This is a genomic window from Methylobacterium mesophilicum (assembly GCF_022179445.1).
Taxonomy (GTDB): domain Bacteria; phylum Pseudomonadota; class Alphaproteobacteria; order Rhizobiales; family Beijerinckiaceae; genus Methylobacterium; species Methylobacterium mesophilicum.
The window spans coordinates 1-11,613 of record NZ_BPQU01000065.1 but is presented as its reverse complement, the minus strand read 5'-3'; the positions used below and the strand labels follow the sequence as shown (position 1 = coordinate 11,613).

The window sequence follows — 11,613 nt, the reverse complement described above, 5'->3', positions numbered from 1 at the left end:
CCAGCGCCCATGGTACTGTGTCTCAAGGCACGGGAGAGTCGGTCGCCGCCAGACCTGCACATCGCAAGAACACCACATCCCCTCGACACGAAGACTGAACGCAAACAGGCCGCCCCTCACTTGGGCGGCCTGTTTGCGTTTCAGGTGCTGCTCGAGCAGTCGCTCCTTACCACACCGTCATCTTCTCGCGATCGTCCGGTAATCGCGGCGATGCCAGGGTTTGCAAGCCGTTCACGCGGCTGAAGCCGACGTCTTCGCTGCTTGCGCGTTCGCCGGCTTCGGAGCGGGCCGAGACCCGCCCCCAACGGTCTCGGCCCGCCTTTGGCGGCCTGCGGGGGAGGGGAGCGGTATCGCCGTGATGATAGAGCAGCGTTCCCCCCCTTCGCGAGCCGCGCTATGGACTGGGTCCATGCGACTGCTCATCATCGAGGATGACCGGGAGGCGGCGGCCTATCTGGTGAAGGCGTTCCGCGAAACCGGGCACGTCGCCGACAGCGCGCATGACGGGCTCGACGGCTACGCGCTCGCCCGCGAGGGCGCCTACGACGTGCTGATCGTCGACCGGATGCTGCCGAAGCTCGACGGCCTGTCGCTGATCCGCTCCCTGCGCGAGCAGAGCGTCGCGACTCCGGTGCTGATCCTCTCCGCGCTGGGCCAGGTCGACGACCGGGTGAAGGGCCTGCGCGCCGGCGGCGACGACTACCTCCCGAAACCCTACGCGTTCTCGGAGCTGCTCGCCCGCACCGAGGCGCTCGCCCGGCGGCAGGCCGGATCGGGCGCGGCGGAGGAGACCCGTTACCGGGTCGGCGATCTCGAACTCGACCGCCTGTCCCATCGGGTCACCCGCGCCGGCCGCGAGATCCTGCTGCAGCCGCGGGAGTTCCGTCTGCTCGAATACCTGATGCGGCATGCCGGCCAAGTGGTGACCCGGACGATGCTGCTCGAGCATGTCTGGGACTACCATTTCGATCCGCAGACCAACGTCATCGACGTTCACGTCTCGCGCCTGCGCGGCAAGCTCGACAAGGGCTTCGCGTCGCCGATCATCCATACGGTCCGGGGCGCCGGCTACGTCCTGCGCTTCGATGAGGGTGCCACCGGGTGAGCATGGGCCTCCCGGTCGAGCCGATGCCCCGGGAGACCGTCGGGGCGCGGGTCCAGAAGCTGTTCCGCACCACCGCGTTCAAGCTGTCGCTCGCCTACCTGGCGATCTTCGCGCTCTGCGCCTTCCTGGCGCTCGGCTACGTCGCCTGGAACGCCCGGGCGGTGCTGGACGACCAGATCGTCTCGACCATCGATGCCGAGATCAACGGCCTGTCCGAGCAGTACAATGCCGGGGGGCTGCGGCGGCTGATCACCGTGGTCGAGCGCCGGTCCCGCGAGCCGGGTGCCTCGCTATATCTGGTGACCACCGCGAGCGGCGAGCACGTCGTCGGCAATGTCGGCTACGTGCCGGCGGCGGTGCTGGCGAGCCCCGGCCAGAGCGAGACCCGATACGGGCGGGGCGATTCGGACGTCGATCCCCATCGCGCAATCGTGCGGGTCTTCACCCTTCCGGGCGGGTTCCGGCTGCTCGTCGGACGCGACACCGAGGAGCGCGACCGGTTGCGTGCGGTGATCGGCCGGGCGTTCGGAACCTCCCTCGCCGCCGTGGTGATCCTGGGCGTGATCGGCGGCTGGCTGGCGGCGAGCCGGGTCCTGCGCCGGGTCGACGCCATGACGCAGACCACCCGGGCGATCATGGCGGGCGACCTCGACGGCCGGCTCTACGTCGCGGGCAACGGCGACGAGCTGGACCGCCTCGCCGCGAGCCTCAACCTGATGCTGGAGCGGATCGGCGAACTGATGCGCGGGATGCGCGAGGTCTCCGACAACATCGCCCACGACTTGAAGACCCCGCTGACGCGCCTGCGCAACCGTGCCGACGAGGCCCTACGCAAGGCCGCCTCGCCGGACGAGCTGCGGATCGCCCTGGAGGCGGTGATCGAGGAGAGCGACGGTCTGATCCGGGTGTTCAACGCGCTTCTGATGATCGCGCGCCTGGAAGCCGGCAACGCCCGGGAGATTCTGGCGCCGGTCGATCTCGGCGCCGCCGTCCGGGAGGTTGGAGAACTCTACGAGGCGCTGGCCGAGGACCAAGGGCTGGCCCTCGACGTGCGCGCGGAGGATGGCCTGATCATCGCAGGCAACCGTGAGCTGATCGGGCAGGCGCTGTCCAACCTGATCGACAACGCCCTCAAATACGGGGCCGACGGATCGGAGGCGCGGGTGGCGGTGGAGGCCGCGCGCTCAGGGGATGCCGTCCGTCTCACCGTGTCGGATCACGGACCGGGTATCCCGGAGGCCGAACGGGAGCGCGTGTTGAGCCGGTTCGTCCGCTTGGAGGACGCGCGCTCGCGGCCGGGCTTCGGGCTGGGGCTCAGCCTGGTCAACGCCGTGGTGCGCCTGCATCGTGGGACGCTGCGGCTGTCCGATAACGCGCCGGGGCTGCGGATCGAGCTTGCCTTCCCGGCGCAGGGTGCATCCGCGGATTCGGGTGACGGCGCGGCCGAACCGACACCGTCTTCGGCGGATGCGCCGGGTGGGTCGATTTCGCGTCGGCCTTGAGGCAGGTACGTCGTCACGACATTCCGGCATCCCGCCACCGCGACCCAGGAGGTTCCATGACCCTCACGTCCAAGACCGCCCTCGTCACCGGATCCACCAGCGGAATCGGACTTGCCATCGCTCGCAGCCTTGCGGCCGAGGGGGCCAACGTCGTGCTCAACGGCTTCGGGGATGCCCAGGCCATCGAGGAAACCCGGGCCGGGATCGAGCGCCAGCATGGGGTGAAGGTTCAGTATTCGGCGGCCGACATGAGCAAGCCCGAGGCGATCGCCGGGATGGTGCGGGAGGCGGAGGCGGCGTTCGGCGCCATCGACGTGCTGGTCAACAATGCGGGCATCCAGTTCGTCTCGCCGATCGAGGATTTTCCACCGGAGAAGTGGGAGCAGATCATCGCCATCAACCTGTCGTCGGCGTTTCACGCGATGCATGCCGCGATCCCCGGCATGAAGGCCCGCGGCTGGGGGCGGATCATCAACACCGCCTCGGCGCACTCGCTGGTCGCCTCACCGTTCAAGTCCGCCTACGTGGCGGCCAAGCATGGGATCAGCGGGCTCAGCAAGGCCGCAGCCCTCGAACTGGCGCCGCACAGGATCACGGTGAACTGCATCTCGCCGGGCTACGTCTGGACGCCTCTGGTTGAGGCACAGATTCCCGACACCATGAAGGCGCGCGGCTTGACCAAGGAGCAGGTGATCGAGGACGTGATGCTGAAGGCGCAGCCGACCAAGGAGTTCGTCACCGTCGATCAGGTGGCGGCGCTCGCGGTGTTCCTGTGCTCCGATGCGGCGAGCCAGATCACCGGGGCCAACATCAGCATGGATGGCGGCTGGACCGCTCAGTAGCGTCGCAAAGAGGCGGCCTCGCCGGAACGTCGGCGAGGCCGCCTAAGATCACCGGCGCCCGTGGAACAGCAGGGCGATCCCGTAGCCGACCGCGCCGGCGATCAGCAGCGCGACCAGCGGGTTCTCCTCGACCCGGGCCCCGACGGCGGCGCGGCCGTCACGCAGGTAGGCACCGCCCCGCTCGTAGGCGTCGCCCGCGACGTCGCCGGCCCGGCCGTAGGCGTCTCCGGCATAGTCGCTCGCCTTGTCGGCGAGGTCCCGGGCCTTGTCCTTGACCTGCCCGTAGGCGTTCTCAGCCTGCCCCTGGACATCGCGAACCCGGCCTTCCACCGAATCCCGGTTCGAGCCCACGAAGTCGCCAGCCGCACCCTGGGCCTTGCCCAGGGCTTCCTTGGCGCCGCCGACGATCCGATCCGTATCCACCATGACACTCTCCTCGACGTGACCGCGGCACCGGTACGAGAGGAGGTGCCGCAGGATTCCTCATCGTGCAGCGAACGCGCGAGACCGGGTTTGCGCACCGTGCCCCGGCGATTTTCTGCGCCTCCGGCCGCTCGACGTCGATCAAGGTAAACGGGCGGCGCCGGAACGGGGCGCCGAGCCTCAGAGGCCGATCAGCTCGGCGATGGCCGCAGCACCAGCGGCCGGCGAGGTCTCCCCGCGGGCAACGCCGGCCTCGGCCTCGGCGGTGCTGCGCCGGACCTCCGGCGAGCCGACGAGGCGCTGGTGCAAACGCTCGTGGACGAGCGCCCACATCCATTTCACGTCCTGCGTCCGGCGCTTGGCCTGGATCTCCCCGGTGGCGGTGAGCTTTTCCCGGTGATCGACGATCCGCGCCCAGAGCGCGTCGAGGCGCAGGTTGTGGAAGCCCGAGATCGTCACCACCGGCGGCGTCCAGGTCGACGAGGCGGGGGTGAGGATATGCAGGGCGGCGCGGTATTCGGAGGCCGCCGCGTTGGCCCGCTGTTCGGCCTCGCCGGAATCGGCCTTGTTGACTGCGATCATGTCGGCGAGTTCCAGGATGCCCTTCTTGATCCCCTGAAGCTCGTCGCCGGCCCCGGGCAGCATCAGCACGAGGAAGAAGTCGGTGAGGTCGGCGACCGCGGTCTCCGACTGGCCGACGCCTACCGTCTCCACCAGGATCACGTCGAAGCCCGCCGCCTCGCAGAGCAGCATGGTCTCGCGGGTCTTGGCCGCCACGCCACCCAGCGTGCCCGAGGACGGGGAGGGGCGGATGAACGCCTTGGGATCGTGGGCGAGCCGGGCCATCCGGGTCTTGTCGCCGAGGATCGAGCCGCCGGTACGCGACGAGGACGGGTCGACAGCCAACACCGCGACCTTGTGGCCGGCCTCCGTCAGGTTCGATCCGAGGGCATCGATGGTCGTGGACTTGCCGACCCCCGGCACGCCGGTGATGCCGACCCGGATCGCCTTGCCGGTCTCCGGCAGGACCGAGTCGATCAGGGCGGCGGCGAGCGCCCGATGGTCGGCGCGTTTCGATTCCGCCAGGGTGATCGCCCGGGCCAGGGCGGCACGGTCGCCGCCCAGCAGGCGCGCGCGCAGGCTCTCGATGTCGATGGTCGGCGTCATGGGTCCTTCATGGCGGCGCTTGGCGCTGCCGTCGAGGGGGTATCGCCGACCGGGCCGCAGCCTCACGGTCTGAACCGGCTCGACGCGCGCGCGATCAGGCCCGCACGGTCGACCCCCAGGCCTGTGTCTGCGGCACCACGGGGGGCTGAATACCCGTACTCCACAGGGCCGGTGGGCGATCGTGCCCCGCCACGGTCACGATCCTGCGCGACGGATGGCGCCCCGCCCGAACGCACCCGGATCATGTCGAGCCACACCGTCTCACGCCGCGCACTCCTCCGGATCGGCGCCCTCGCGGGGGCGGCAGGGCTCGCCCCGAGCCTCGGCGCCTGCGTCACCGATGACCTCGGCACGTCCGCGGCGCTGCCCGAAAAGCAGTCGGCGCTGGATGTCATGCCGGTGCTGCTGGTGGCTACGACGCGCAAGCCGGTGGGCAACCCGCCCCGGCCGCCATACTTCAATTCCGAGCGCGGGCGCGGCCTGAGCTTCGCGGAGGTGCGCCTGTCGCCCCCCGATCGCTCGCTGCTCGGCAAGGTGTCGGCGGTCATCACCGGCGACTGGACCATCGGGGCGGTGCCCAAGACCGAGAGCGGCCCGGGTGCCGCCGAGGCCTTCGCGCAGGCGGCGCTCGGCCGCGACGTGCTGATCTACGTCCATGGATACCGGGAATCGTTCGAATCCGCGGCCGTGAGCGCCGCGCGCCTGTCGGACGGCATCCGGTTCCGGGGCGTCTCGGGCCTGTTCACCTGGCCGTCCGCCGCCGCGACCTTCGACTACAATTACGACCGCGAGAGCGCGCTCTGGTCGCGCGACGCCTTCGAGGATCTGCTGAAGGCCGTCACGTCCACGTCGAGCGCCGGGCGGATCAACATCGTCGCCCACTCGATGGGCACGCTGCTGACCCTCGAGACCATCCGGATGCTCCGCGCCGAGGCCGGCGAGGCCGCGATGGCGCGCATCGGCGCGGTGGTGCTGGCCGCCCCCGACATCGACTTCGACCTGTTCTCGAACGGCGTCGCCCGGCTCGGCCCCGACGTGTCGAAGATCACCGTGATCTCCTCGACCAACGACCGGGCGCTCGAACTCTCTGCGGCGATCGCAGGAGGCGTCCGGGCCGGCGCTGCCGACCGCGCCAAGCTCGAGGCGCTCGGCGTGCGCGTGGCCGACGCCTCCGATTACGGCGGCGGCTTGATCAACCACGACCTGTTCCTGTCGAACCCCGAGGTGCAGTCGGTGGTCAAGCGCGCCATCGCCCGCGGGGCGGGGGTCTGAGGGAGCCAGAGCCCGGCGCTCACCCCATCCGGGTCGCCATGCTCTGCGGCGGCAGGGGCTCTTCGGGGAGGATCGGCGCGTCGCCGGACGCGTCGAGATGGTCGATCCGTTCGGCCCAGACCCGGAAGCCGACGAGGGGATTGGGGCCGAACGTGTGGGTCAGCGGCACGTCCGCGGCGTCGCGGCCGTAGGCGACCATCACCCGGCCGATCCGCGGGCTGTTGTTGCGCGGGTCGAACACGTGCCAGCGTCCGCCGAGAAACACCTCCATCCAGGCCGCGAAGTCGCCGGCCGGGTGCGGCTCTGGCTCGCCGATGAAGCTGACGTAGCCCGTGCAGTAGCGGGTCGGCACGTTGAGGGCGCGGCAGAAGGCCACGGCCAGGTGGGTGAAGTCGCGGCAGACGCCCCGGCCGCCGGCATAGGCGTCCTGCGCCGTGCGGTCGCCGTGGGCGAACTCGTACCCGAACGCGATGTGGTCGTGCACGAAGTCGCAGACCGCCTGGACACGACCCCAGCCCGGCTCGACATGTCCGAACAGCCGCCATGCCTCGTCGGCCAGCAGGTCGGATTCGCAGTAGCGGCTGGGCAGCAGGAACACGATCGTCTCTGCCGGGAGCGCCTCGATCGCGTGCTGCTCGGCCTCCGGATGGGCCGGGTCCGGGCTTCCGTCGTCGCCGATCACCGCGTCAGTCCCGAGGGTGAAGTTCCCCGCCGGGGCGGTCAGGCGGCCGCACAGGTTGCCGAAGCCGTCGCGATAGAGATCGACCGGCACCGGCGGCTCGGTTCGGAGCGTGTCGGGCGCCTCGAGGGCGTCCGCCCGGGTGGGATGCACGTTGAGCATCACCACCATCGGAACCGGATAGGGGAAGGCATAGCGCATCTCGCAGCCGAGCCTGATCCGCATCCGCGGTGATCCTTCTTTCCGTTCGGTTTCGTTATGGCCGCCGCCCGGCAGGATTCGCGCCATGCTTTCACGGCGGACTGGTTGAGACGGGCTTGGCGGGCGTCCGGTTCACCCCTACAGCATCCGCGCGCGGCGCTCATGACCGCCGGGGTAAGCTTAGGCATTTCTCCCCGGGGCGGTGCGTCGCACCCGCGCGCGATCCCGCTGACCGGGCGCGCCAAGGACGGTTACGAGAAGGATGCCGGCCATGTTCACGCTCGAGATCGAGGGCACCGCCGTGGCGGTGATCAACAGCGACGAGGCGTCCGCCAAGGACCTCTTCACCTGCGAGGGTTTCAAGGAAGACATCCGGACGATGACGAGCGACGGCAAGCCGCTCTGGAACGGCACCTCGCCGCTCACGATCCGCGCTGCCAACGAGGACGAGATCGAGATCTTCGAGGATGCGCTCGCCGAGGATGACGGCGAAGGCGAGTTCACCGACGACAAGCACCATGCCGGCGGCGACACCGCCGACGAGGAGGACGAGGACGAGGCGGACATCGTCTTCCTGGTCGATATCGACGAGGCGGACGAGGACGACGAAGCCGACGCCTGAGATCTGCCGCTGAACTTGGCCGCCTCCCGGGGGTTTCCGAACCGATTCGGACTCAACCCGGGAGGAACGACATGGCTGACAGCAGGCGAATCGTGGATGCGCTGGTGCGTGCCCGCCGCGGCGGCATCGCGGCCAGCGCGGCATTGGGCGGCCTCGCGCTGATCGGTGGGCTCGCCTACCGGGCCCTGCGCGGGGCCGCGCCACCGGAGACGGGCGGCCCGGATTTTTCCAAGGTCGACGAGGACGAGGCGCGGCTGATGCTTCGGGCGATGGTGGCGGCCACCATCGCGGACGGCATGGTCGACACGGCCGAGCGCAAGCGCCTCGACGCGGCGGTGGAAGGCGCCGGCCTCGATGCCGACGGGCGGGCCTGGCTCGACCGCGAGCTGGCGAGCCCGGCCGAGATCGACGAGATCGCCGAGCGGGTGGACGATCCCGATGCGGCGGCGCGGATCTACGCGGCGGCCCGGCTCGCCATCGATCCCGACACGCTGCAGGAGCGGCAGTTCCTGAAGATGCTCGCCGAGGCCTTGGACGTGCCCGGCGAGGCGACGGCCCGGATCGAGCGCGACATCGCCGCCTGAACGACTTTCATTCCCGGCTATGCACCTCCCGAAACGGCCGAGCTTCGTGCTAGGTCTGTCCGGGCGGTGAACCGGGCCGATGCGTCCCGGCCGCGGAGGGCCGGGACGTTTCATGCCGACGCTGTCATTGCCCGCTTTGTCCCGTGCGCGACGAGCCGTCCGAAGTCTCGTCGGAGCCTTGCTGGTCGGAGGCCTGACCGCGATGAGCGCACACGTCCTCGCCGCCGAGCCGGTACCGCCGCCCCTGACGCTCACCGGCCAGGGCAGCTTCTTCGTCGGCGGTCGCGACATCCAGTCCGACACGCTGTCGACTTTGCCGGCCTACGCGCCCTCGGGGACGATCAGCGTCGATCAGGTCTATGTCCGCTATCAGATCCCGGTGGATCCTGTGCGGCCGCCCATGGGACTGATCCACGGCCCACAGAACAAACCCGTGCGCGCGGGATAGATTACGTCCACAGGATTGTAGCGTCAGCAGAGATGCCAATCCACCGTTACTAGATGCGCGAAGTTTATATCAGGAGCCTCGCAGAACTTGTTGAGCAGTAGACACCTGAATACGCAAGCGAGTGACAGTCTCTTTTTCCCACAGGATCATCCCTGGCTTGTGATCCACCCAGGGCAGCACGCTTGCATTCCAATCATAATAGGGCCCAATTTCCCTTTCCATAAACTCTCTATGATCCGCATCTACCTCCGCTTTAGTAAATAGGGCTGAGTCATGGTCGCTGATATGATCATTAATCGCCAGCAACTCTCTTCGGCCCAGCCCACCCAAGCCGACCTTGTAGTACCAGTCATCTTTCGACCGCGGCGTGTCGGAGTTCTCGCCCAGTCGCTTGTAGGCTGCGTCTAGGTAGCGCCGCACATCCGGCCCGTGGTCCCACCATCCAGTCTCGAGTTCTTTGTGTGGCACCCAGACGGTTACGGTTTCGACCGAGGCCGAAACGCCGATCGTCGTCTCCGCCTGTGAGTCTGCCGCGTCCACCACGAGCGCTTGGCCTGACGTCACCGTGGCTTCGCTCCCGGCGCTGGCCGTCGTGCGGTTCTTCGCATGTACCAGGGCGAAGATCGCGTCCGCCGCGGCGCTCGACACGCTGAGCGCTGAGCGCGGATCCGGCGAGCGCGCCGTGACGGCCGCCTCGTCCGGCTTAGATCCAGCAGGATCGGACGCACCAGCCCGGATGATCTGTAGGCTCGCTTGTGCGTGCGTGATCGATATTGTCGCGTAAGGCATCGTGCTGCTCCCCGTGCGAGGGTCAGGATTTCGATTTAGACCGCGCCCCGCCGCGTCCTAGACCGCATGCTGAGATTATACCTGCGACTGCGTTGCGCAGAAAAATGCCGCCGATAATGCTTTGCAACTCTTGGATTGTACCGCTTTTATCTTGACAATCAAGACGATCCACGGATGTTTTTCTGTCACATTAATTTCGGACAGGTTGTCTGCGTGCTGTGCGGTGCGGGTGAATGATGCCGGCCCGGCGAGGCTGCCACAGGGCCGTTTCGGCTCTCAGGCCGGTCCTATCAAACAGTTGATGACCGTTTCGCACTTCGCTCCGAGCGAGCACGGCGTTGGCTTGCCCACGCAAGTCTGATTAATCTCTTCGGCAACGGCGATGGCCGGGACGCAAGGTGTCAGGAGTGTCGATGTCCGCGCGGTCGCGCATAGAGAGGGCCGCCTGCACGATGTTGGCGGTCTTGACGATCCTGGGTGGTCCCGTCCGTGCCGCCGACCCGGGACCTGGCCCCCTGACGCTCGCCGGCCAGGGCAGCTTCTTCGTCGGCGGTCGCGACGTCTCGTCCGACACGCTCTCGACCCTGCCGGCCTACGCGCCGTCGGGGACGATCACGGTCGATCAGGTCTATGTCCGCTATCAGATCCCAGTGGACCCGGTGCGCCCGCCCGTGGTGCTGATCCACGGCTGCTGCCTCACGGGCAAGACCTGGGAGACGACCCCGGACGGGCGCATGGGTTGGGACGAGTTCTTCGTCCGCCGCGGCTTCCCGACCTACGTCATCGACCAGGCCTGGCGCGGCCGCTCTGCGATCAGCCCGGCCCAGATCGATGCGGTGAAGATGGGCAAGGCCGAGGCCGATTCCCTGCCGCCGGTCTTCTCTGCCGGGCGCGAGCCGGCCTGGGCGATCTTCCGGTTCGGGCCCGAATACCCGAAGGTGTTTCCGGGCATGCAGTTCCCCCTGGAGGCCCAGGGCGAGTTCTGGAAGCAGATGGTCGCCGACTGGTCCGCGGCCTTGCCAGTGCCGAACCCGACCGTGCCGGGCCTCTCGGAACTCGCGAAGCGGTTGAAGGGCGCGGTGCTGGTCTCGCACTCGCAATCGGGCATCTACCCATTCCAGACCGCCGCCCTCGACCGCACCGGGATCCGGGCCATCGTGGCGATCGAGCCCGCCGCCTGCCCGGATCCGGCCAAGGACGATCTGGCCCACTACAAGGACCTCCCGATCCTGGTCCTGTTCGGCGACTACGTCGACGCCTCGCCGCGCTGGGCACCCCGGCTCAAGCAGTGCCGCAGCTTCGTGGCGGCGGCGAACGCGGCCGGCGGCCGGGCCGAGCTGATCCTGCTCCCGGAGATCGGGATCCACGGCAACTCGCACATGCTGATGCAGGACAAGAACAGCCTCGACATCGCCGACTGGCTGGCCGGCTGGATCGAGAAGCGGGCGGGGAAATCCTGACGTCCGTCCCGTCGTTCCAACCACCCCCTCATCCTGAGAGGCTCTGAGTCTTTCGATCGATCGCCCTTCGATTTCCTATACACCCGACGCCTTGGTGGCCCCAGACGGGCTTATCCCCCCAGCAAGAGCCGCGGGTCCCCTCTCCCGTGCGGGAGAGGGACAGGGTGAGGGATGCGCGTTTTACGGATGGACCTAATCCCTCACCCCAACCCTCTCCCGCACGGGAGAGGGGGCGCGGCGCGCTTCGGCATCGACCTCGGGCCCAAACCTTCGGTGAATGTCCCACCTTGGATCACGGGCCGGGATGAACCTCCCGAGGAATGCTGCAGCGTCATCGTCTGTCGCCAGCGATGAATCGAAAGACGCACAGCCTCTGAGGTGGCGTAGCGAAGCGAAGCCCTCGAAAGAGGGCTCCAGCCGGCCGCGCGATCCCTGGAAGCCTCCTTCGAGGCCGCTGCGCGGCACCTTGTATTAGCGAATCATGTCAGATTGCCCCTGTCCCGCGAGGGATGCCGGCTC

Annotated in this window: 13 protein-coding genes; 9 read left to right on the top strand and 4 right to left on the bottom strand. The window is 68.4% G+C overall.

Features of this window, described 5'->3' with window-relative positions; genetic code table 11:
• The 4 genes from MFF40_RS27960 to MFF40_RS27945 all read left to right on the top strand — a co-directional run.
• A partial coding sequence (locus MFF40_RS27960; protein WP_238263081.1) for a hypothetical protein occupies window positions 1-243 on the top strand: 243 nt, incomplete at its 5' end.
• 166 nt (window positions 244-409) lie between these two features.
• Window positions 410-1,105, top strand: coding sequence for a response regulator transcription factor (locus tag MFF40_RS27955; RefSeq protein ID WP_147854356.1), 696 nt, complete (start codon window positions 410-412; stop codon window positions 1,103-1,105).
• A 2-nt stretch (window positions 1,106-1,107) separates the two neighbouring features.
• Window positions 1,108-2,607, top strand: coding sequence for a sensor histidine kinase (locus MFF40_RS27950; protein WP_147854368.1), 1,500 nt, complete (start codon window positions 1,108-1,110; stop codon window positions 2,605-2,607).
• Between the two features lie 56 nt (window positions 2,608-2,663).
• A complete protein-coding gene (locus MFF40_RS27945) occupies window positions 2,664-3,449 on the top strand; it encodes a 3-hydroxybutyrate dehydrogenase (RefSeq protein WP_147854357.1) in 786 nt (261 codons plus the stop codon).
• 48 nt (window positions 3,450-3,497) lie between these two features.
• On the opposite strand, the gene MFF40_RS27940 is transcribed toward MFF40_RS27945, so the two are convergent.
• Entirely contained in the window at window positions 3,498-3,875 is a 378-nt protein-coding gene (locus MFF40_RS27940) for a CsbD family protein (protein ID WP_147854358.1), read from the bottom strand.
• 177 nt (window positions 3,876-4,052) lie between these two features.
• Window positions 4,053-5,039, bottom strand: coding sequence for a methylmalonyl Co-A mutase-associated GTPase MeaB (gene meaB, locus MFF40_RS27935; protein WP_147854359.1), 987 nt, complete (start codon window positions 5,037-5,039; stop codon window positions 4,053-4,055).
• 243 nt (window positions 5,040-5,282) lie between these two features.
• Between meaB and MFF40_RS27930 the strand changes: the two genes are divergently transcribed.
• Window positions 5,283-6,311, top strand: a complete 1,029-nt coding sequence (locus MFF40_RS27930) for an alpha/beta hydrolase (protein ID WP_238263079.1) — start codon at window positions 5,283-5,285, stop codon at window positions 6,309-6,311.
• Window positions 6,312-6,330: 19 nt separating this feature from the next.
• Here the strand turns inward: MFF40_RS27930 and MFF40_RS27925 are convergent, their stop codons facing one another.
• On the bottom strand, window positions 6,331-7,215 hold the full coding sequence (locus MFF40_RS27925) for a transglutaminase-like domain-containing protein (RefSeq protein WP_147854361.1): 885 nt from the start codon (window positions 7,213-7,215) through the stop codon (window positions 6,331-6,333).
• 247 nt (window positions 7,216-7,462) lie between these two features.
• Here MFF40_RS27925 and MFF40_RS27920 point away from each other — a divergent pair, with 247 nt between their 5' ends.
• The 3 genes from MFF40_RS27920 (at window position 7,463) to MFF40_RS27910 (ending at window position 8,845) form a co-directional block, all read left to right on the top strand.
• Complete coding sequence (locus MFF40_RS27920) at window positions 7,463-7,813, top strand: hypothetical protein (RefSeq protein ID WP_147854362.1); 351 nt, start codon at window positions 7,463-7,465, stop codon at window positions 7,811-7,813.
• 71 nt (window positions 7,814-7,884) lie between these two features.
• A complete protein-coding gene (locus tag MFF40_RS27915; protein WP_147854363.1) occupies window positions 7,885-8,397 on the top strand; it encodes a DUF533 domain-containing protein in 513 nt (170 codons plus the stop codon).
• A 202-nt stretch (window positions 8,398-8,599) separates the two neighbouring features.
• A complete protein-coding gene (locus tag MFF40_RS27910; RefSeq protein WP_238263077.1) occupies window positions 8,600-8,845 on the top strand; it encodes an alpha/beta hydrolase family protein in 246 nt (81 codons plus the stop codon).
• Between the two features lie 69 nt (window positions 8,846-8,914).
• On the opposite strand, the gene MFF40_RS27905 is transcribed toward MFF40_RS27910, so the two are convergent.
• On the bottom strand, window positions 8,915-9,634 hold the full coding sequence (locus tag MFF40_RS27905; protein ID WP_238263076.1) for a hypothetical protein: 720 nt from the start codon (window positions 9,632-9,634) through the stop codon (window positions 8,915-8,917).
• A gap of 452 nt (window positions 9,635-10,086) precedes the next feature.
• Between MFF40_RS27905 and MFF40_RS27900 the strand changes: the two genes are divergently transcribed.
• Window positions 10,087-11,094, top strand: coding sequence for an alpha/beta hydrolase family protein (locus MFF40_RS27900; protein ID WP_238263074.1), 1,008 nt, complete (start codon window positions 10,087-10,089; stop codon window positions 11,092-11,094).
• The last annotated feature ends 519 nt before the right edge of the window (window positions 11,095-11,613 follow it).